Genomic DNA, 21,245 nt, shown 5'->3' on the forward strand with positions numbered 1-21,245 from the left:
TTATCGCACCTCCTCATGTTGTTTCGGTTTCTTTTCAGGGCTACGGGGTGGCACCGGGCGCTTCAAGCTGTCCAGCACCGAAGGCCGTGCGCTCTTGGCAACCACAGTTTCCGGCTGGGCATGGCCCTTGCCGTCAATGTTCAGCAGCGTGTCCAGTTCCACCAGACGGGCGGACTTGACTCGCAGATCATCCTCAAAGGGAAACGGCTTTCCGATTTCCTCTTTGGCTGCGGCCTGCTGTTGGTAAAGGTTGTCCAGCTGGTTTTTCACGGCTTCCAAACGCTGAGGCATTTGAGCCAGTGCATTGTCGATACGGGTGAGGTTTCCGCGCGGGTCTGTGCCGAGGCTTGCCCGGTGGGTCATCTGGCCTTTCAACAGGAGCGTATATTCCTGTTTCCAAGCGGAAAACTCCACGGACATAGTAAAGCCCCGATAGCTGCCGATCTGCACCGGTTCGGAGCCTTTGACCTCCTTACAGGCGTCCAGCAAGGCTGCACCGGCGTTTTCTTTGTCAGTCAGCACATCGCCCCGGATCTCCATTCCAGCAAAGCCATCCTCCGGGTGAGGATGGGCGGCCAGGGTCTCCAGATCCGCTTCAAAGCCTTTAATAAACCCCTTGTTAGTTTCGATTTCCTGGGGGAAGTATTTGAGCAACTGATCCTCCAGGCGGTACTGCTTGCTCTGATGGTCAGCTTTCATCAGCTTCAGACGCGCAACCTCCACATCCAAATCCATGCGCTCCTTGATACGGGGGTCTCCGGCGCACAGGGCCTTGATCTCGGCAAAGGACAGCGCCGTTTCGTCCACATCATCGCAGGAGCGGACCGGGCTTTTGCTGGTCATGATTTGCGAAATGAATTTCTGTTTGTTCTCCACCGTCTGCCACAGGTAGGCATCGAAAGTTCCCTCGGTAACATAGCGGTACACATGGACCAGCGGATTCTGGTTGCCCTGGCGCTCGATACGGCCCTTGCGCTGGGCAAGGTCTCCCGGACGCCACGGACAATCCAGGTCATGGAGCGCCACAAGCCGGTCCTGCACATTGGTGCCAGCGCCCATTTTGGAGGTGCTGCCCAGCAGGACGCGCACCTGCCCAGTGCGAACCTTGGAAAACAGTTCTTTCTTCTGCACCTCGGTCTTGGCTTCGTGGATAAAAACAATCTGCTCGGCGGGCATTCCCTGGGCGATGAGCTTCTGGCGGATGTCCTCATAGATGGTAAAGGCAGGCTCAGGCTCATCCAACGGCACAGCCTGTTCCAGCGCATGAAGTGTGGGATTATCCAGCTGTTTGGCTGCCTTTTTGGAGGGGGCTGCCTGGGGCGTGGAAATGTCGCAGAATACCAGCTGGGTCAGCTTGTCAGCCTCGCCGTCCCGCCAGATCTGCATGATATTACCCACACACTGATTGACCTTGGTGCCGGGTTCATCCGGCAGCAGCTGGTTGATGATACGCTGGTCCAGACCCAGCTTGCGGCCATCGCCGGTAATCTTGAGCATATTGTCCTCTGAGGGGTCAACGCTGCCGCTGTGTACCCTGGAGGCGCGCTCGGAGAGAACCTGCACCATCTCTTTTTGGTGTTCAGTAGGCTGGGCCACGATGTTGTGGTATTCCACCTCCGGGGTGGGCAAGTTCAGCTGATCGGCGGTTTTGATGTCGGCAACTTCACGGAACAAGTTCATCAGCTCCGGGAGGTTGAAAAACTTGCTGAATCTCGTTCTTGCCCGGTAGCCGGTGCCTTCCGGTGCCAGCTCCAGCGCCGTGACGGTTTCTCCGAAGCGGCTGGCCCAGCAGTCGAAGTGGGTCATGTTCAGCTCTTGCAGGCGGTCATACTGGAGATACCGCTGCATGGTGTAAAGTTCGGTCATGCTGTTCGATACGGGGGTGCCAGTGGCGAAAATCACACCACGGTTTCCGGTCAGTTCATCCATATAGCGACACTTTGCAAACATATCGCTGGACTTTTGGGCATCGCTTGTGGAGAGACCTGCCACATTCCGCATCTTGGTGTATAAAAACAGGTTTTTATAGTTATGCGCCTCATCGACGAACAGGCGGTCCACACCCAACTGCTCGAATGTTACCACATCGTCCTTGCGGCTCTCGGCCTGCAATTTCTCCAGCCGGGCTTCCAGGGACTTCTTGGTGCGTTCCAACTGCTTGACCGTGAAACGCTCACCGCCGCTGTACTTCACCTCGGCAATGCCCTCGGTGATCTCGTCGATCTGCTCCTGAAGGAGCCGTTCCTGACGCTCTCGGCTGATGGGGATTTTCTCAAACTGGCTGTGTCCCATGATGATGGCGTCATAATCGCCGGTGGCAATGCGGGCGCAGAACTTCTTGCGGTTGTGGGTCTCAAAGTCCTTTTTGGTGGTGACAAGAATGTTGGCGGAAGGATAGAGCCGCAGAAACTCCGACGCCCATTGTTCGGTCAGATGGTTCGGCACCACAAAGAGGGATTTCTGACACAAGCCCAGGCGCTTACTCTCCATGGCGGCAGCCACCATTTCAAAGGTTTTGCCAGCGCCTACCTCGTGTGCCAGCAGCGTATTGCCGCCGTACAGCACATGAGCGATAGCGTTTTTCTGGTGTTCCCGCAAGGTGATGGCCGGGTTCATACCACCGAAAGTAATGTGTCCGCCGTCGTATTCACGGGGACGGGTGGAGTTCATTTCCTCATTGTACTGGCGGACCAGAGCTTGGCGGCGGTCCGGGTCTTTCCAAATCCAGTCTTTGAAAGCGTCCCGGATCGCTTGCTGCTTTTGGGCGGCCAGGGTGGTCTCTTTGGCATTCAACACCCGGCGCTCTTTGCCGTCTGCATCCTCTATGGTGTCGTAGATACGGACATCCCGCAGGTTCAGGCTGTCCTCCAGAATCTTGTAGGCATTGGCACGGCTGGTTCCGTAGGTGGTATAGGCTGCCACATTGTTCTGGCTTACAGAGCTTTTGCCGGTGATCTGCCACTCAGCGGTGAAAGAAGAATAGTTGACCTCGATATTGCGCTGGAGATAAAACGGCGTGTCGAAGGTCTCATACATAAACTGCTGGATGTACTCTTTGTCGATCCAGGTAGCGCCCAGGCGCACCTCAATCTCCGACGCATCCAGGTCTTTGGGCTGGGCAGCGGTAAGGGCCTCCACATTGACTGCAAAGGAAGGGTCCTGCTGTGCGGCCCGCTGTGCCTGACGCAGCTTGCGCCGCACATTGCCGGACAGGTATTCGTCGGCTGTTACATAATGGGGAGTGCCGTCTTTCTCCAACTGCCCAGGTACACGGAAGATCACGCCTTGCAGCTCGGCGGCCAGTTCGTCGCCGGTCTTGCCGGTCAACTCCGCCATATACGCCATATCGACAAAGGCTTTTTCGGAAATTGATACGGCCAGAGCTTCACTTGCGGTATCCACAGTGTCCACCGCCTTGTGGGGCTTGATGGTGCGCTTGGTGAACATATCCGCCTTGCGCTCCAGCTTGCCGTCCTCGTCAATGACTTCCAGCGCGCAGAGCAGATAGTAGCTGGAATCATCAGCAAAGGCCAGCCGGTTCGCCCGGTCATTGATAAGACCATATTTTGCAGAGAAGCTGTCATAGAGCCGGTTCAGTTCGGCCTGTTTGTCCTGGATGGCGCTGTCCGGTGTGGCGGCGTCCATTTGCAGATCAATGAGCTGCTGGACACATTCTCGCAGACCCACCAGTCCTTTCACACGGGCTTCGGCGGTGGCATTCAGGTCAGGCCGTACCATACAGCTGTTTTCACGGTAATACACATCGCCGTCCACAACGGTGTAGGAGTAATTTTTCACATTGGGGTCAGCAGGGATAGAAGTGTCGATGGCTTCGCCCTCGCCCAGCTCCGGCAGCTCGGCCTCCTGGTAGGTGCCGCGAATGTACTTCACGGCATCATGCAGCTGATCGGCAAGCTCCAGCCCCTCGATGGGGTTCACGGTGTAGTCCATGCCGTGGGCGGTGCTTTCCGGTTCCTGTCGGCCCAGCACCATTTCCGGGTGGTCCAGGAAATAGCGGTTGATGGCAAAGCCGTCCTCGGTCTGCCCGGTCTGCGTCCACTCCGGCACGATGTCCAACGGACGGTCACGCTTTTGCAGGAAGATGATGTCCGAAACGACCTCGGCACCTGCGTTCTTTTTGAAAGCGTCATTGGGCAGACGGATGGCCCCCAGCAGTTCGGCGCGCTGAGCAAGATACCGGCGCACGGTGGAATCCTTGGCGTCCATCGTGTAGCGGCTGGTGACAAAGGCCACCACGCCACCGGGACGAACCTGATCCAGAGCCTTGGCGAAAAAGTAGTTGTGAATGCTGAAATTCAGCTTGTCATAGGCTTTATCCCGAACCTGATACTGGCCAAACGGAACATTACCCACCGCCAGATCGTAGAAATCCCGCCTGTCGGTGGTCTCAAACCCTGCCACGGTGATGTCGGCCTTGGGGTAGAGCTGCTGGGCAATACGCCCGCTGATGGAATCCAGCTCCACGCCGTAAAGACGGCTGTTTCGCATTTCCTCCGGCAGCATACCGAAGAAATTGCCTACACCACAGGACGGCTCCAGGATGTTGCCGGTCTCAAATCCCATGCGGCCCACAGCCTCGTAAATCGCTTTGATGACCGTAGGGCTGGTGTAGTGCGCGTTGAGGGTGGAACCTCTGGCAGCAGCGTATTCCTCCGGGGTCAGCAGTTCCTTCAGCTGGGCATATTCCTTGCTCCAGCTTTCCTTGTCGGGGTCAAAGGCATCGGCAAGGCCGCCCCAGCCCACATACCGAGAAAGGATTTTCTGCTGTTCCGGCGTTGCCTGCTCGGTGGTTTCCTCCAGGTATTTCAGCAGCTTGATTGCCTCGACATTAGCCTGGAACTTAGCCTTGGGGCCGCCTTCGCCCAGGTGATCGTCAGTGATACGGAAATTCTCGGCGGTGCGACGCAGATTGGCCTTGTATTCCTCATAAGAGGCTTCCTCGGCAGCTTTGACATTGGGGAAGGTCTGCCACTCGCCGTTTACCTGAATGGAAACGGGGTGTTCGTCCAGTACCTCATCCAGAGTCTTTTCCGGCTCGACAGCAGGCGTGGGCGGCTCCGGCTCATTGGTTCGCAGGGTCTGAACAACCACATCATAGGGCAGATTGTTCTTATCGCCCGGATAGACAGCCACAGTCTCGGCTTGGAAGGCCGGGGTTTCGGCAGCCGGTTCGGGGCGTTCCTGCTCAAAACCGTCCAACTGACGGGCATACATCCCGCGCAGCAAAGGCGCAACCTCGCTCCACTGGAAGAACAGCATGGCCAGACGCTTTTCATCTGCATCCAGCACTTCCAGCTCGATACCTTCCGGCATCGTGCGGTAATCGGCGGTCTCGCCGGTCTCCAGCTCCATCGTTTCCACGATGTTGGGATAGGCCCGGCTCAGCCACAAGGCTACCTCCTGGTTACTCTTGCCGTTGCGAAGAAGCTCGGAAAGCTCCGCCTTGTCCGCCTCACCAATCAGGCCATGGGCCAGCACATCCCGAAGGTCCTGGTCCACCGTATCCAGATTTGCAGGCAGGAATTCGGTATAGAAGTCGTTGCGGTTATCCTCCCGCAAAAGCTGCTCAAACCGTTCCCGGCTCTCAGCCCGGTAGATGGGATAGCTCATGCCGGTGGGCAGCAGCTGCACCGTGTCATCCCGCAGCTCTGTGATCTGATGGGGCCGGTCATCCAGATAGACAATATCACCCACATTGTAAGGAGGAACCGCTGGATCGTAGGAGGTTCGCTCCCGGAGTGTGCCACGAGCCGCAGCGTATTCCTCATCTGAAACCAGAACACGCAAATTATGGGGAGAAGGCTGTTCCGGCTCATCTGCCGGGACGCTCTCTCTGGATATGGCCTCCACATCCGCCATAACACGCTGGATGAATGGGTCATTATCCAGTTTTTCCTCATCCACCAGTTCACCATTCACAATGCCGCGCTCGGCCAAAGCCTCCCGAATGGCGATGGGGTCGATGTTGTCGAACCGGTCCTGTTCCGCTTCGGTGTAGAACCGGTCCTCCTTGATAAGCTGAGCGATCCGGCGCTGTACCTTGGGCCAGGGCAGCACCGTTCCTTCGGGGCTTTCCGGGCGAACCGAAAACGGGGTTTTGCCATCGCCGCCGTCAAACTCATGGGCCAGCCATGCAGCGGTATCTTTTTCCCGCCCATGTTTCTCCATGTAACGGACAACGGCGTGTTTACTTTCGATTTTGCCGTTCCAGTCCTGGATAGCCTTGTCGATGTCATTGTCCGTGAGAGGGTGCAGCAGCTCATGGAGCTTGGGATAGGTCTCGTCGATGATTTCTCGATGAAGGCGCTGGCGGAACTCCGGTGTGTCGGAATAGAGGCGGAGCAGCTCCATGTTGCCAGATCCCAGGACAGCACGGCGAATAGCGGCATTGCCCTCGATCACGGCGTTCTCATGGTCACTGTGACCGCAGGCATTGCGATATGGCACATCTTCCATAACAGCGGCAAGTACAATGGGCTTGTATTGCTCATGCAGTTCTCGAATCGTAGGGGCTGCGGCTGCTTCGGTCTCCTGAAATACTCTGGTCCCGTCTGCGCCAAACTCCGCTTCCTGGGCATTGATGTGCTGTTCCGCCTCATGGTCGATAGAGGGCATGGAATACTCCTGCCGCTCCCTGCCGCCCTTCGGGACAGCGGAAATGGTCACATCATGCTTATCCCGCAGCTGTTCCACAACCTGCTCCAGCCGGTTTGCCGGAAAGCCGCACATTTCCACACGGCCACCGCCGGGGATAGCGCGGGTCGTGAGATTGAGGTCCAGTTCCGCAGCAGCAGTTTTGGCGTCCTCACCGTACAGCTCAAAAAAATCCCCCATTTGGTAGAGGATTATATCATCCGGGTGGCGCTCCTTGACGCCGTTGTATTCCCACACAGCCGGGTCCGGCTGCTGGGCTTGCAGGGCATCTTCTTCCGCCAGGGCCTTTTCTGCCTGGATTTTGTCATACTCCGCCTGTTCCTGTTCTGTGAGATAGCGTCCCTTCTGGATCAGGTCGGTAATCCGTTTGGCGACTTTCTCCCAGGTGAAATGCACATCCGGGCAGCCGTCTTTTTTGTAGTGCAGACCTTTTCCGTCGTGGCTTTCATCGCTTTTCATTGCACCGGACAGGGCATGGGAGTGACCGCCAATACCATACTTATGTTTGAGAAAATCCACCTTTTCCTTATCCGTATGGGGTTCCTGGAAAAAGGTGAAAACTCGGCCCTTACCGCCCTCAAATCCGCTGCCTCTGGTCATGGCGGCGTCGATCTCGTCCTCAGAGATAAACTGCTTGACCGAAGGTACTTCCGTCAACTGAGAGGTAAAGGTGGTGCGAGGCAAGGACAGATCTTGCAGGTTCTCCCAAATTTCTTTGGGTTTATGGTAGTGGAAGCGCAGCAAATCCCGATCCTGCTGGTAGGCCGTCCAGAAGGCAGCATATTCTTCCGCAAGGTTCTGGCGAAACTCCGGGCTTTTCAGCTGTTCGGTGAGCCATGCAGATTCCTCCGGGAAACCGCGCCCCGGATTGTTGGAAAGGATGGGCAGATACCCAGCTTCTCTGGCTTCCTCGCTGAAATCGTGGTACAGATTCCAGAACTTTTCCGCGAGGAGGGAGCGTTCATAGCCCGCAGCCTCAGCCAGCTCCACATTGGTGGCAAACTGGCCGTCCTGCAAAAGCTGGCCGATACGCTCAGCGGCACTCTCCCAGGAAATGACCTGGGCGGACTTATCGTAACGGGCAGTTTTGCCGTGGGAAAGATGGATTCCATCCTCGGCATACCATGCAGTGATGCTGCCAATCCCGTTGCCGCCATGGTACAGGGTTTTCAGGGTGTCTGCGATCTCGGTGGTGGACTTCTGCTCCTCAAAGGCCGCGACAATGCGCTCTCTCTGGCGATAGGTGTTGCCGCCCAGCCGCAGCACATGGTCGATGTCAGCCTGGGCAAAAGAAAAAGCAGAGGATGTTTTCACATTCTCTGCTTCATCTATGATTCTGATTTGTTCTGCTTCGGAGAGGAAGAAACTCAGCTGTGAATAAGCTCCGCCATCAGAATCTCCTCGGCCTGTGCTTTGCAGGTGTTCATCAGGCCCACCCAGCGCATCGGGTCGCTGGCTTTCAGCTGCTCCGTCGCGCCCGCGTCTTTCGCCAGCTGGGGCATCATCTGCTCCAGACGGCTCTGCGCTGTCTCGTCGATCTCGATGAGGTGCGGGTACAGCTTCTCGGTCAGCAGCAGCTGATTGTAAATCAGGGGCCGGTGTTCCTTCAGGTACGCTTTCCGCATCCTGCCGTACTTGCCCAGGGGCTTCTCCGGCTGTTCGGTCAGCTTCAGGTCGGGAATCTGATAATCTCCGTTCATCGTGTAAGTCAGGCTGTTCTCCATGTGTAACGCTCCTTTCCGCGAGTTGCTCGCGCTCATAGATCTGGATGGTGACGCCGATCTGCCGCAAAACCTGCTGGTTAATCTGGCTGACCGCCGCGCCCAACGCCCCAACCGTGGCCGGGGTATTGAAATCGAAAATCGGCATGAAGTCCTCATGCTGGAAATATTGTTCCGTATCCAGCCCACAGCGAGACATCAGGGCATAGGCGATACTGACGGTGGCGGCGGACTTAAATTGGACTTCGATGTTGTAATCATCGTACTCCGCCAGGAACGAACCGTCAACGATATAGCGGAAATCTCTCTGATGATCGTCCCAATACTCACTCGCCAGCTTTCCGGCTACATCCGTGAGCTGCTGGGCGAGATTGTCACCGGCAACGCCGTAGTTTTGCTCCAGCATGGCCGACACAGGCCCAATGTGCTGTTCTTCCAGCTGCCACAACCAGGGTGTACGGGAATGTTCACGGGTGCCGGTATCGGAAATATCGAACACATAGCGCAGGCGAAGCTTGTCGCCGGAATCGTCCACCAGGGCAATACCCTTGGAGCCACGGCGCACATACCGTCCCATTTTTTCATTCCACAGGTCATACTCGGCGCAGGCGGTGGCATCCGGGCGCTGGGCGTAAATCATCATTTGCTCGTGGAATGGGTATTTATAAAGGCGGGCGGCGGTGGTGAGAAAAGCCGTCCACTCCTTCCAGCTGCCTACAAGCTGGGTCGATACCTGTTCGGCCATCTGCCGGTAAAATTCAGCTTTGGATGGCATGGTTTTCTGTCCTCCCTTCATGTTGAATAGAAATGGGACGGCATATCAGGCCGTCCCATCAGGTCTTTATGTGTGTTTTTTACTCGTCGAAATCTGGGTACAGCTCCAGTTCGGCAAACTCGGTGTCGTTCATAGCTTGGAGTTTACCCAGGGCGCTGTCCGTCAGTTCCCGCAGCTCGGCTTCCTCCGGCGAAAGCTCACCGCGCATCTCCGTCAGAGCGTCGATCAGCCCGGTGCGGCTGCCGGTGTTGTAGATGCAAAGAAGGTTCGTTTCCTCAAAGGTGAAGTTGTTCATATCAAAGCTCCCTTTCCGCGCTCTTTTTTTGCGCTGTCTTTTTGTGTTCCGTCTTGGGCTGGCTTTTCAGCTGCTCCATTACGGACTTTTTCTTTTCCCGTTCCTCTCGATGGACGGCTGCTGCCAAGTCCATAAGAGAAATGGGCTGACCACTGCGGGCCTGTTGTTCCAGCTGGGCCACTGTCGGCTCCTTTGGGCCGTTATTGATGATACCGTCGATCATTCCGTAATCATCTTCCACCGTCATTTCCGCATTTCTCAGCGAATTTTCCGGCAAGAAACCTTGCACCTGGGTGAAACCAACACTGTCGCAGTAATGACAGGATACCTGACCATTCTGCTTGATGGCAACGATGTCACTGACGCTCATAGACGGGCTGTGAAAATCCACCGGCTTTTGCAGATTGAACTGCTCATACAGCCTTTCCAGCTGCTCCATAGTGCTGCCGGAACCGTCCAGAGGGGCGGTATAGATAAGGTCATAGTTACTCCGCTCTACGGACAGATTGTGCGATTGCAGCCAATCCAGATTCATAAAACGCACATTCTGCGGGTCATCCTTGCTCACCTGATAAATAGCAAAACAATTTCCCTCATGGGAAAGAAACGCCTGTTCCCGTTCCAACTGCCGATCCTGTCGTTCCAAAACTTTTTCGTGAAAGTCCGGGCTTTGCTCCCATTCCTCGCGGGACACAGCAAAGATACCGTCATGGGCGTCCAGGTCGGCAGTGTCAAAGGCCATTTCCGGGTTTTCACCCTCCTGGACGATATAAACGGTCAGGTCTCGCTCCATCAGCTCATAGGCTCGCTCTTTGGAGAGGGGCAGAAGGTCACCGTCCAGGTAGCCGCATTTCTCCAGATCATCCTGAGTCAGTGCCGGGTCCGGCATGGGATACTCGTCCAACGCCTGCTCCTGGGCATCCGGCAGCTGGGTGGCGGCAGCTTCTGTGGTCTGCTGGCTGACCTGTTCCTGCATCTGGTGGTAAGCCGCCTCCTGCAAAGTCTCGATCATGGACAGCGGCGCATACTTGATGGACTTGCCGCCCATCCCCAGGTCCTCGCAGATATGGCTAACCGCTGTGGAACGGCCCATATCCGGCCCGTCCAACTGGCCGCCGTCCATCTGCTTCATGGTTGCCACATCGTAGAGCGTGTAGTCCCAGCCGGTGTCGCAGGGCTGAACATGAAGGTAGCTGGTATCATCCAGCACCAACAGGGCCTCCCGGTACTCGGCGCTGGGCTGGACACTTTCGGTATTTTCCGGCTCGGTCAGCTGTTCCGGTTCAGTCATCGGCACCAGCTGATCCAAGCGTCCCATAAGCTCGGCAGCTTTTTGGGTGGTTTCATCCGGTTCATCCTCGTTCACGATATTCTGGAGCCATTCGCGTACACCGCTGGCATCTCCGCTTCGGAGTGTGGCAGTCAGTTCGTGCAGTGCGTCCTCACGGCTATCTGCATTGTTCCGATACTCATAAGGGTCATAATCGAAAGTGAACTGGTCGATGTCTGCTGCCAGCTGCTCGATAGAGTCCTGCTGCGGTTCCGTGGCGGCAGTCAGGTCAATGCCGCGCTCCTTGCAGATTTCCTTGTAGTTGCGCTCGATGTCGTTAATCAGCTCGCAGGAAGTCTTGTTGATGGTCTCCAGACTGGCCCGCAGCTCCTTCAGCTCCTTGTCCTTCGACCAGGAAGCGATGTAGCCAAAACTGTTCTCGCCGGTCTGGATGCCGAAATACTGGCAAACCGCATAAGAAATGCTCTCGGCCTCCACTTCCTCGGTGTTGCGGTTCTTGGCGGCCTGTTTCACCGCCGTCAGATCTTCCTCCACTTCCAACCGCCACTCAAACCGATTCTCGTCCACATAGCGCCAGCCTTCCTCGGCGGCGGCCTGTTCCGCCTCTGCTTCGGTGGCGAAGTCCAGACGGAAGTCATGCTTGGTGCCGCCCTCGCTCACCATCACGATCTTCCAGGTCGGCTCCGCTTCGTACTTTTTGGGGTCGTGGAGCTTACTGTGCGCGGTCTCATGGACAGCGGCGGAAACAGTCTGCACCTCGCTCATGCCTTCCCGGATGGCGATCCGCTGCTGGTCAGAGGAGAAATAGCCGTCCATGTTCTCGGCCATCGGCTCAAACTCGATGGGAACCGGAGCCGAGCGGCGCAGAGCTTCCATGAAAGCCTCATAGTGCGGCACCGTCCCGGACAGGCTGGAGGCCAGCTCTGGCAGGGGCTTTCCGTCCGTCTGGCTCACATCGAACACCTTCACCGGACGGAACATGGGGATTTCAATTTCTTTTTCCTCCATGACCGCCTTGCCATCCGCGTCCAGGATGGGTGCATGAGTATCCGGGTCGCGCTTCATTTCCTCGATCTTCTTTTTGTAGGGCGTGGGGGCAATGATGGTGATACCATGCTCACCCTTTTTCACATGGCGCTCAAACTGATTTTTCCACTTGTTGAACCCGGCCACCAGGGTGGCGTCCGGGCGCTGCATATAGATGAGCATGGTGTTGTTGACGGAGTAGCGGTGGAACTTGGACATGACGGACAGATAGCGCATATACTTCTCGCTCTCAAACAGTTCCTTGATACCCTGTTCAATGCCCGCTGTGATCTCTTGTAACCGTTCTCGATTGGTGGTCTTATCAGCCATGAATTTCACTCTCCTTTCCAATTTGGCTATTTCTGATTGATGTTCGGCAATCCACAGCTTTTGCTCCTCCGGGCTGTTCTCCAGAAAAAAATCCAGCAGATAGCCCACATAGTCCTTTTTCTGGATTGCCTCCATGAATCGGGGATGTGGATTTTCCTCCGGTGTTTTGGGTGTGTAGTCCGTTTCCCACTTGCGGAGCAAATGAAAGTAGTCGGCCAGGACACGAAAGGCATGGTCTCGGTCCTCCTTGAATTTCTGCGCCTCGGATTTCTGGCGGACATGGCGTCGCCGGGGAGGGGCCTGACTGTCATAAGCCAGGCCAAAATCCTGGGCCAGCTTCTCGGCGGCCTCTTTGGGGGACAGATTGTAGAGCCTCGCTGTGAAGTCAATCACATCGCCGGTGGCTCCGCAGCCAAAGCAATAAAAATATTCCTCGTTCAGCTTCATGCTGGGATTTTTGTCATCGTGGAAGGGACAACAGGCCATGCCGCTCCGGTTGACCTCGATTCCGTACATCTGCGCTGCTTCTCGGACGGTGATGGACTGCTTGACAGCCTCAAAGACACTTTCAGCCATGCTTACTCATTGCCTTTCTTGGGGGTGGGCGGCCTGTATCCGGCAGCCTTGGCCAGTTCACTGGCTGCCTTACGGCGCTCGGCGCTGTAAGGTTCCCGGACGGACACACAGCGTTTGGGAACGAGAAAGGTCTGGCGGTCCTTTTTCACAATCTGGTCCGGGTATTTCTCTGCCAGTCGCCGCAGCTTCTCCAGCAGCCGGGGGTCATGGGTATAGACCTCGGCGGTGGCTTCGGCCTGGTTGTAGAGGATGATGGTTTCCTGTTCATAGCGTGAGAGCTTCATCGTTTGCCACCTTTCTGCTGGTCAAACTCCAGCTTGAAGTTGGCGTACTGCCCATCATCCGCCAACACCACAGTGGCATCGTAGGTCTTGCCGGTTTTCTCGGAGTACAAGCCCCTCACATGAGCGCGGCCATCTTTGAGCAGTGCCGTTACGATGGCTTTGGTAGGTTGCTTGTGCTTCATCTCCCACCACTTGTTGTTTTTCCAAATTGCAAATTTGCAAGATTCTGTCTGACAGAAGAAGCCTTTTTGCATTTCTGCAACCTCTCCGCCACAGCGGGGGCATTTGCCCACCACTTCGTGGGAAGGGCTGAACAAATACTCCGTTCCCTTGATAGCTTGATAGGTTCCCACAAGTTCTTTGAGCATGGCACTAATCCCAGCCATGAAATCCTCCGGGGCCAGCTCGCCACGCTCGATCTCACCCAGCCGGTACTCCCACTCAGCAGTCAGAAGGGGCGATTGCAGCTGCTCCGGCAACACGGTGATAAGGGATACCGCGTCATGGGATGGCATGAGCTGCACGGTTTTCTTGCTCTTTTTGCGCTCCAAAAAGCCGGTGGAAACCAGCTTTTCCAGAATCCCGGCGCGGGTGGCCGGGGTCCCCAGGCCCTTGCGCTCGGCATCCTCCGGCATATCGTCCTTCCCGGCAGTCTCCATTGCGGAGAGTAGCGTATCTTCGGTGAAGTGCTTGGGCGGGGTGGTCTTGCCCTCCTTGACGGTAGCACCAGAAAGGGGCAGCGTCTGACCTTCAGACAGCTCAGGCAGAGCCTTGTCCTCGGGTTCTTTGTCCTGCTCCACATTCTTCAGCCCTGCGCGATAGGCAGCGTCCAGCGCCCGCCAGCCGTAATTTTTCACTGTGCGGCCTTTGGCAGTAAACTCCGCTCCGGCGCACTCGACAACAACGGCGGTTTCCGCAAAGGTATAGGGCTGGGCCACGGCGCACAGCAGGCGCAGAGCCACCAACTCCAGCACCGCCTTTTCGCCCACCGGCAGGCCGGACAGGTCCGCGCCCTGGAGGTTGCGGGTAGGGATCACTGCATGATGGTCGGTCACTTTCTTGTCGTTGACAATCTGGGCGGCATTGCAGGCAATCTCCATGCCATTGGAAAAGGGCATCGCCCCGGCAGTGAGCTGGACCAGCTCCGGTAGACTCGCCGCCATATCCGAAGTCAGATAGCGGCTGTCCGTCCGAGGGTAGGTACAGAGCTTCTTTTCATACAAATTTTGCAGGTAGTCCAGGGTTTGCTGGGCGGTGAACCCCAGCAGCCGGTTGGCGTCCCGTTGGAGGGTGGTCAGGTCATAGAGGGCGGGCGGCTTCTCGGATTTGTTTTTGCGCCCCACTTTTTTCACTGTGGCAGCCGCACCTTGGCAGGCCGTTTTCAGCTGTTGGGCGGCAGCCTTGTCTGCCATGCGCTCCCCGGAAACGGTGAAACCGGGCAGCTCCAGTGTGACCGTGTAGAATGGCACCGGCTTGAAGGTGTCGATCTCGGCTTCTCGCTGGACAATGAGGGCCAGCGTCGGGGACATGACACGTCCGATGTTGAGGGTCCGGTGGTACAGCACGGAAAACAGCCGGGTGGCATTGATACCCACCAGCCAGTCCGCTTTGGCGCGGCAGAGGGCCGCATCCCGCAGGCCGTCATAGTCTGCACCGGGGCGCAGGTTTGCAAAGCCCTCCCGGATGGCGGAATCCTCCATTGAGGAAATCCAGAGCCGCTTCATGGGCTTCTGGCAGCCCGCCAGCTCATAGACGCTGCGGAAGATCAGCTCCCCCTCGCGTCCGGCGTCGCAGGCGTTTACCACTTCGGTCACATCCGGGGCGTTCATCAGCTGCTTCAGCACATCAAACTGTTTCTTCTTGTCCTTGCTCACCACCATCTGCCAGGGTTCCGGCAGAATGGGCAGATCGTCATAGCGCCACTTGGCGTAGTCCGGGTTATAAGCGTCGGCGTCGGCCAGACCAGCCAGATGGCCCACACACCAGCTGACCCGCCAGCCGCCGCCCTCCAGATAGCCGTCCTTGCGGGCGGTGGCCCCAATCACGGCGGCCAGACTTTGGGCAACGGACGGTTTCTCAGCGATCACCAGCTTCATGGTTTTTCATCCTCCTTTCCCGCAGCCATGCGGTCAGCTGCCGGTGGCAGAATCCCACGCAGGGCTGACCGTCACGGTAATTTCCGCAGCCATAACAGGGGTGGCCGGGAGATAAAGTAGGAGGACGGGAAGTTTCCTTCCCGCCCTCCGGCCTGCGTGTCATCATGCGTTCATAGGGGCTGTCGGTGAAGCGGGTCAAACCGTCTTGTCCTCGCTTTCCTCGTCGCCGCCCCCGTCAGCGTCCGGCTCGTCAGATTCCTCGGTCTCCCAGGAGTCCTCGTCCTCCTGATCGGTATCATCCTCGCCGTAGTCATAATCGTCCAAATTGTCGTTGCCCTTGGTCTTGGGTCTGCTTTTTACCAGCTTAAAGTAGGCAAAAGCGCCGCCGCCACCCATCAGAGCCAGCACCGCCAAAAGAATGGCCGGATTCAGTCCTGCGGGTTTCTGCGCCGGTTCTTCCGGTTCCGGGGTTTCTTCCGGGGTCTCCGGTTCCGGCTCCTTACCCGTGCAGGCGCTCATATTGGTGGCACACACCGGGCAGGCCGTATTCACCGCACCGGCCACACATTTCTCCGTACAGGTACAGGTGGCGGGCTGCTCCTGGGTGGTCTGACCGTCCTCCATCAGCGCCATCAGGTCCGCCTCGTCCACCTGGTTTAAGAAGTGGACAGCGGTTTCCTTGTCCTCGTTGGCCCGGTCAATGAGGATGTAGAAGTAGTTGCCTGCCTTGGTGGTGACGGTGATGAGCTGCTTGTTGTCGCCGAAATCATCCACCAGGGCGGCGTTGCCATCCGGGGTCAGGGCCGGACTGTCCTCGGTTTCCTCCACGACCACATTGCTGTCGTTGGTGGCATCCTCCGCCGGAAGTTCTTCCGTTCCCTGGGCAAAGGCAGTCACGGAAAGGCCCATCATCAGCACCAGGGCGGCGCAGAGGGCCGAAAGGGTTTTGAAAATTTTCTTATTCTTCATGGTCGGTATCCTCCTGTTCGTTGTAGTTGGCGGAGGCAGCGGCCATGCCAGGGACCGTACCACCGGAGAGCATGGCGTTCAGCTGCTCCGGGGTCAGCCGCAGGGCGCGCACCATCTGAACGATTTCCAGGTTCTCCGCCTCGGTTTTCTGCGCCTCCAGGGTTTTCAGCTTGTCCTGGTACTCCGCGATCTTCTCGCGGACCTTGGCAATCTCCTGGTCAATGCGCTGGATTTTGTTCTTAGCCATTTCAATCACTCCTTTTCTCATAAATCGGCCTTACCAGTTCATCAGGCCGTAGCCCTTGATGCACTCGTAGGACAGGGAATAACTCTTGATCTTGCAGGCGTCGCCAGAATTGCCCTCCACGGTGTAGACCCGGCTGCCGTCTGTGCCGACCACAAGGCCCACATGGTCGGCGCTGCCATCCAGGTCCCAGTCAAAGAAGATGGCGTCGCCGGGGGCGATATTGGCGTAATCACGCCCGCCCCATTGTCCGTGAGACTGGAACCACGGAATACCCTGGGACTGGCAGGCGGCAAAGCGCGGCTCGGACAGCCCCATCTGGCCGTAGCACCAGGACACGAAGCAGGCGCACCATTCCACACGGGAATTGAAGCCGTACCAGCTCCAGTAGGGCTGACCGCCCACATTGCCCACCTGACTTTTGGCTATGTCCACCACGGCCTGATTGCCGGGGCGGGTGCCGTTGACGAATACCACGCCGGTCAGGTCCTCGGAGTTGCTCGTATCCGGGGAGCCGCCGCCGAAGATCAGCGGCTTGTTGCCCAGCGTCTGCCGGTACACCTGGTACATTTCCAGCTGTTCCGGGGTTAGCAGCTCCGAAGCCACGGAAGATATGGGCTTGCTGGTGAGCTTCACATTCAGAATGTAATACTCATACGGGACTTCCTCGGTGGTCGTCTCGCCGGTCACGGAGTCCGTGGAAGTTTCGGTGCGGTATCGTATCTCCACTTCCTCGGTAAGCGTCAGTTCATACTGTGCGTCGAACACGCGCTCCAGCTCGGCCTGGGCGCTCTGCCGGGTATAGCCTTGCAGCACGGCGGACAGGTAGGCTGCCAGCTCATGGGGGTCATGCCCGATCATATCCAGGTCATAGCGGTACTCGTCATACCCCGGATGGCTGCTTTCGATGTTGTCGATCTCGGCTTGCAGCGCCGTTTCTTTGGCAGCGTAGTCGGCCTCCACCGCCACCAGCTCAGGATCATCCGACGGGTAGGTGGTGCCGGACACCACGGAACCGATACTCTGCGCCATCATGGAGCAGGAGGACATGGTGTTGAGCAGCATACAGACCAGCAGGAAGATCGCACCCGCAATCAAAAAGCCCTTTTTGTGGCGCATGACAAACGCGCCCGCTTGCTGGGCTTTCTCCTTGACCGCCTTGGCCGCCATGCCGGTGGCCTCCGCAGTCTTGGCGGTGTTCCCGACAGCTTGACCGGCGCGCTTGGCGGCAGCGTATTCCTTTTTGATGGCCTGTTTCTGCTGCCAGCGGGAGATGGGGTTGCTGGCAAGCTGGGGATTTTCCCGCAGGGACTTCTGATACAAGGCGTTCACATTGGCCTTCTCCAGCTTCTGCTCGGCCTGGGCCGCCTTGCGGTAGGGCTTCAACTTGTGGCTGCGGTAGCCTTCCCGTGCAAGCCTAACGCCGGTCTCGGCAGCCTCCTCGGACTTGTGGGCGCTCTCCACGCCCACATTGTCCTGTTCGGTCTCCCGGATTTCCTTGTGGAGCTTCCCCAGAGCGGCATTGGCGGGGGTATCCCGCACCGCATGGGACAATTTGGAGGGCGGCTTCTTCTTGTCCTCCAGCACCAGCTTGGTGGTCACTTTGCCGGTCTCCGGGTCCACCGTCTTTTGCCGGACCTGCTTTTTGGGGATTTTGGCCTGCGCCTTGTCTGCTTTGGCGGCGGCCTTGTCCGCCTTACGGATGGGCTTCTCCAGAGCCGGGTCAGCCCGTTCCTCGTCCGTAAAGCGCAGGCGCGGTTCCTTATTCAAACCATTCCCCCAACATGAGGGAGGCCGTCATGTAGCGCAGCTCCACATAGACGGCCAGCCCCACAGGGTCACGGGAGGGGTGCTGAAGCAGATGGGCGTAGATCTGCGCCACCACATTGGCCAGCAGCTCGGACTGCCCGCCCTCGAAGATGACGATGGCCGGGACGCCGTTCATGGCGCACCAGATTTCCGTCAGGCGCAGCAGGCCCGCTTCGCCGTCCTCGTTCAGCTCCGCAGCCTGATCCGCCGCCGTGCGGGTCTCGCTGACGGCATCGGCCAGCTCGGTGAGCAGCTGGGTGCGCTCACCCTCCAGGGCATCGTCAAAAAACATCATGGTATTCAGTTCGGTGTTGGGTTTCATGGTCATTCATCCTCCTTTTTCAGTTCCTGGGGTTTGGTGGTCATAATGCGGTACAGCTCGGTGTTCTTGGGGAAATGGTCCACGAAAGGCAGGATCGTGGAGCCATAGAACAGCAGGCCCTCGCCCTCGCTGGAGTGGGTCACATAGGAAAGCTGGTGAGGGGAAATGCCCAGCTGCTTGGCGAGAATCTGCCGGTCCCCGCCCGCCTGGTTGAGCATATACACGAAGTCGGAGTTCTCAAAGATGTTCTCCACCTCGCGGGAAGAAAGCAAGTCTTTGACATTCTGCGTGATGCCGGTGGGGATGCCGCCCCATTTTCTGAACCGCTTCCAAATCTCCACCGTGTAGGCGGCGGTCTGTTCCTCTTTCAGCAGCAGGTGCATCTCGTCGATGTAGTAACGGGTGGATTTGTGGGCAGCACGGTTGATGGTAACGCGGTTCCACACTTGGTCCTGGACCACCAGCATACCGATCTTTTTCAGCTGCTTGCCCAGCTCCTTGATGTCGTAGCAGACGATACGGTTGTTGATGTCCACATTGCTCTGATGGTTAAACACATTGAGGGAGCCGGTCACATAGATTTCCAGCGCCGTGGCGATGTACTGCGCCTCTTTCTCGTCCTGCGCCCGCAGCAGGTTGTAGAGGTCCTCCAGGATGGGCATATTCTCCGGGCGGGGGTCATTGAGATAGTCCTGATACACCAGCCGCACACAGCGGTCAATGATGGTTTTCTGAACCGGCTGCAAGCCCTCTTTGCCGCCTACGATCAGCTCGCACAGAGACAGGATGAAGTCGGACTTGAGAGACAGCGGACTTTCATCGTCCGAGTAGTCCAGGTTCAAATCCATAGGGTTAATGTAATTGCTGCTGGTGGGCGAAATCTTGATGACCTGCCCATGCAGGCGCTCCACCAAGGGCGCGTACTCGGCCTCCGGGTCGCAGATAATGATGTCATCATTGGTGAGCAGGAAACAGTTGGCGATCTCGCGCTTGGCGCTGAAGGACTTGCCGGAACCAGGGGTGCCGAGAATCAGTCCATTGGGGTTTTTCAGCAGCTTGCGGTCCACCATGATGAGGTTGTTGGACAGGGCGTTGATACCGTAGTACAGCGCCTCTTTGCCGTTCTGGAAAAGCTCCTGGGTGGTGAACGGAACAAAGATAGCCGTGGAACTGGTGGTCAGCCCCCGCTGAATCTCGATCTGATTGAGGCCCAAGGGCAGCGCAGACATCAGCCCTTCTTCCTGCTGGAAGTCAAGCCTTGTCAGCTGGCAGTTGTACTTCTGTGCGATGGAACTGGCCTGGAACACATTGTTGCCCAGCTGCCGGGGATTGTCCGCCGTGTTCAGCACCAGGAAGGTCACAAGGAACATTCGCTCGTTTCGGCTCTGCAAATCCTGCAAGAGCTTCTTGGCCTCGGCACCGTAGGTGGCAAGGTCGGAGGGAATGATGTCCATGTCATATCCGGCGCGGACGGCTTTTTTCTGTTCCTCAATTTTGGATTTATCCAGGTCGGTGATTTTCCGCTTGACCGTCTTGATGGCCTTGATCTGATCTACGGACTGGATATGCAGGCTGACGATCAGAGAGCTTTCCATATCCAGAAAATCCGCCAGCATCCGGTCATTCAGCTCCGGGGCGAGGATCTGCAAAAAAGAAACAGCCCCGTATTTTTTACCCATACGGAACTGTTTGCCGGTGCGGAACTCGAAGCCGGACGGCGCGATGAAATCCTTGGTGGACAGACCGGACGGAGCCAGCCAGTCCCATTCAAAGCGGAACGGCACCTGTTCATCCATGTGGAAAATGCCGTGAAGCTGTGCCAGCCGCGCCTTGCCGTCCAGGGTCTCGGCGGCCACGCCCAGGCGTTTGAAGTTGTTGAGAATGTCGGTCTCAATGCGCTCCAGACGGGGCTTGGCGGCCTTGAGGCTGTCGGCGTCGATGCCGAAAGTCAGGTACTTGGTCTTGATAAGACCGTTGTTGCCTCTTGCCAGCTGGTTTTGCAGCATGGTGGTGTACTCCACCCGGATGCTGTCAAAATCATCCCCCTGGAGAGGAATGTTGATGGCGCGGGCAAAGGTCTCCTCAGAGGCTGCCAGGTTCAAAAAGGACAGCTGGAACTGAATGGAGCTGTCGAAGTAGTTGAGGAAATCGCACCAGCCCTCGAAGATCGCTGTCTTGTCCTCGTTCTGCGAGAGCTGATAGTTGATGTCCTGGAATTGGATGGTCTTTGTGTAGCGGCTGCCTGCCACACGGCAGATGCCGTCCGGCCACATCCGTTCATAGGGGATACTGTCCTGAGCCGATTTTTTCTTTTTGTCTGTGCGATTGGCACGGGCAATGGCAGCCTCGATCTGCTTTCTGTCGGCGCGGGACAGCTTTTTCATCTTTTTCTGATTAACCGGCTGCGCGGTCTTTTCGTCTTTTCCGAACAGCCGGTGCAGCCAGCTTTTGATTACCGTGAACAATGTCATACACCTCCTTGTCGAGTTTTTCCTGCCGTTCCAAAACGGCATAGAAGTTGTTGGTCTGATACGGGCGCTCCTTGGGCCGGATGACGGCCACCTTGATGATATTGCCCACGATCTTTTCCAGGGGCTGACCGTGTTTTTCATACATCGCCAGCATGAAGAAGGGCAGCATGACCAGCATCATACACATGGCAGCCACGCTGTTTCCTACAGGCCCCCGGAGCAGGAAGAAAAGCGGTACGCCGATCAGCGCACCGCCGCCGAAGCAGACAAGCTGCCTCTTGGTTAAGTTGAACGCGACCTTGGTTTTGACTTTCGTAAGATCCTTGGGTACGGGTACATAAGCCAAAGGGATTACCTCCTT

The 21,245-nt window shown here is 57.1% G+C and carries 14 protein-coding genes; 1 reads left to right on the forward strand and 13 read right to left on the reverse strand.

Annotation, left to right across the window (positions count from 1 at the left end; all coding sequences use genetic code 11):
- Together ACKTS9_RS15060 and ACKTS9_RS15065 are read right to left on the reverse strand one after the other, a co-directional pair.
- The gene (locus ACKTS9_RS15060; protein ID WP_407881741.1) at positions 1–7,989 is read right to left on the reverse strand and encodes an SNF2-related protein; all 7,989 of its coding nucleotides are present in this window, start codon (positions 7,987–7,989) and stop codon (positions 1–3) included.
- Between the two features lie 53 nt (positions 7,990–8,042).
- On the reverse strand, positions 8,043–8,399 hold the full coding sequence (locus ACKTS9_RS15065) for a TnpV protein (protein WP_072853158.1): 357 nt from the start codon (positions 8,397–8,399) through the stop codon (positions 8,043–8,045).
- On the opposite strand from ACKTS9_RS15065, the gene ACKTS9_RS15070 reads away from it, so the two are divergent.
- Positions 8,398–9,201: a hypothetical protein gene (locus ACKTS9_RS15070; protein ID WP_072853160.1), complete on the forward strand. Its 804-nt coding sequence runs from the start codon at positions 8,398–8,400 to the stop codon at positions 9,199–9,201. The genes ACKTS9_RS15065 and ACKTS9_RS15070 overlap by 2 nt on opposite strands.
- A gap of 49 nt (positions 9,202–9,250) precedes the next feature.
- On the opposite strand, the gene ACKTS9_RS15075 is transcribed toward ACKTS9_RS15070, so the two are convergent.
- From ACKTS9_RS15075 to ACKTS9_RS15125, 11 genes are read right to left on the reverse strand one after another with little or no spacing between them, the layout of a single operon-like run.
- Positions 9,251–9,466 carry a transposon-transfer assisting family protein gene (locus ACKTS9_RS15075; RefSeq protein WP_002588921.1) on the reverse strand — a complete coding sequence of 72 codons (216 nt, stop codon included), beginning with the start codon at positions 9,464–9,466 and terminating at the stop codon, positions 9,251–9,253.
- Between the two features lies 1 nt (position 9,467).
- Positions 9,468–12,689: a YodL domain-containing protein gene (locus ACKTS9_RS15080; RefSeq protein WP_002588922.1), complete on the reverse strand. Its 3,222-nt coding sequence runs from the start codon at positions 12,687–12,689 to the stop codon at positions 9,468–9,470.
- A 2-nt stretch (positions 12,690–12,691) separates the two neighbouring features.
- The gene (locus ACKTS9_RS15085) at positions 12,692–12,973 is read right to left on the reverse strand and encodes a hypothetical protein (RefSeq protein WP_002588923.1); all 282 of its coding nucleotides are present in this window, start codon (positions 12,971–12,973) and stop codon (positions 12,692–12,694) included.
- Positions 12,970–15,069: a type IA DNA topoisomerase gene (locus ACKTS9_RS15090; RefSeq protein ID WP_002588924.1), complete on the reverse strand. Its 2,100-nt coding sequence runs from the start codon at positions 15,067–15,069 to the stop codon at positions 12,970–12,972. Before ACKTS9_RS15090 ends, ACKTS9_RS15085 begins: the two co-directional genes overlap by 4 nt.
- Positions 15,050–15,268 (reverse strand): hypothetical protein, encoded by a 219-nt coding sequence (locus ACKTS9_RS15095; protein ID WP_038270835.1) that lies wholly within the window; start codon positions 15,266–15,268, stop codon positions 15,050–15,052. The genes ACKTS9_RS15090 and ACKTS9_RS15095 overlap by 20 nt, the downstream gene beginning before the upstream one ends.
- Entirely contained in the window at positions 15,265–16,038 is a 774-nt protein-coding gene (locus tag ACKTS9_RS15100; RefSeq protein WP_002588925.1) for a DUF4366 domain-containing protein, read from the reverse strand. Before ACKTS9_RS15100 ends, ACKTS9_RS15095 begins: the two co-directional genes overlap by 4 nt.
- Positions 16,028–16,285: a DUF4315 family protein gene (locus tag ACKTS9_RS15105; RefSeq protein ID WP_002588926.1), complete on the reverse strand. Its 258-nt coding sequence runs from the start codon at positions 16,283–16,285 to the stop codon at positions 16,028–16,030. Before ACKTS9_RS15105 ends, ACKTS9_RS15100 begins: the two co-directional genes overlap by 11 nt.
- A 30-nt stretch (positions 16,286–16,315) precedes the next feature.
- Positions 16,316–18,052 carry a CHAP domain-containing protein gene (locus ACKTS9_RS15110; protein WP_346669543.1) on the reverse strand — a complete coding sequence of 579 codons (1,737 nt, stop codon included), beginning with the start codon at positions 18,050–18,052 and terminating at the stop codon, positions 16,316–16,318.
- On the reverse strand, positions 18,045–18,413 hold the full coding sequence (locus ACKTS9_RS15115; RefSeq protein WP_002578787.1) for a DUF3851 family protein: 369 nt from the start codon (positions 18,411–18,413) through the stop codon (positions 18,045–18,047). Before ACKTS9_RS15115 ends, ACKTS9_RS15110 begins: the two co-directional genes overlap by 8 nt.
- Positions 18,414–18,415: 2 nt before the next feature.
- Positions 18,416–20,797, reverse strand: coding sequence for a VirB4-like conjugal transfer ATPase, CD1110 family (locus ACKTS9_RS15120; RefSeq protein ID WP_002578788.1), 2,382 nt, complete (start codon positions 20,795–20,797; stop codon positions 18,416–18,418).
- A gap of 10 nt (positions 20,798–20,807) precedes the next feature.
- The gene (locus ACKTS9_RS15125; protein WP_002578789.1) at positions 20,808–21,230 is read right to left on the reverse strand and encodes a PrgI family protein; all 423 of its coding nucleotides are present in this window, start codon (positions 21,228–21,230) and stop codon (positions 20,808–20,810) included.
- Positions 21,231–21,245 lie beyond the last annotated feature (15 nt).

Origin of the sequence: Owariibacterium komagatae (assembly GCF_045865535.1) — a bacterium.
In the GTDB taxonomy this organism is placed as follows: domain Bacteria; phylum Bacillota; class Clostridia; order Oscillospirales; family Ruminococcaceae; genus Ruthenibacterium; species Ruthenibacterium komagatae.

Bases quoted from the DNA above. Each gene is read 5' to 3' on its own strand.
- ACKTS9_RS15090 (WP_002588924.1), bottom strand. From the start codon at position 15,069: ATGAAGCTGGTGATCGCTGAGAAACCGTCCGTTGCCCAAAGTCTGGCC.
- ACKTS9_RS15105 (WP_002588926.1), bottom strand. From the start codon at position 16,285: ATGGCTAAGAACAAAATCCAGCGCATTGACCAGGAGATTGCCAAGGTC.
- ACKTS9_RS15070 (WP_072853160.1), top strand. From the start codon at position 8,398: ATGTGTAACGCTCCTTTCCGCGAGTTGCTCGCGCTCATAGATCTGGAT.
- ACKTS9_RS15120 (WP_002578788.1), bottom strand. From the start codon at position 20,797: ATGAAAAAGCTGTCCCGCGCCGACAGAAAGCAGATCGAGGCTGCCATT.
- ACKTS9_RS15080 (WP_002588922.1), bottom strand. From the start codon at position 12,689: ATGGCTGAAAGTGTCTTTGAGGCTGTCAAGCAGTCCATCACCGTCCGA.
- ACKTS9_RS15115 (WP_002578787.1), bottom strand. From the start codon at position 18,413: ATGAAACCCAACACCGAACTGAATACCATGATGTTTTTTGACGATGCC.
- ACKTS9_RS15085 (WP_002588923.1), bottom strand. From the start codon at position 12,973: ATGAAGCTCTCACGCTATGAACAGGAAACCATCATCCTCTACAACCAG.
- ACKTS9_RS15075 (WP_002588921.1), bottom strand. From the start codon at position 9,466: ATGAACAACTTCACCTTTGAGGAAACGAACCTTCTTTGCATCTACAAC.
- ACKTS9_RS15100 (WP_002588925.1), bottom strand. From the start codon at position 16,038: ATGAAGAATAAGAAAATTTTCAAAACCCTTTCGGCCCTCTGCGCCGCC.
- ACKTS9_RS15065 (WP_072853158.1), bottom strand. From the start codon at position 8,399: ATGGAGAACAGCCTGACTTACACGATGAACGGAGATTATCAGATTCCC.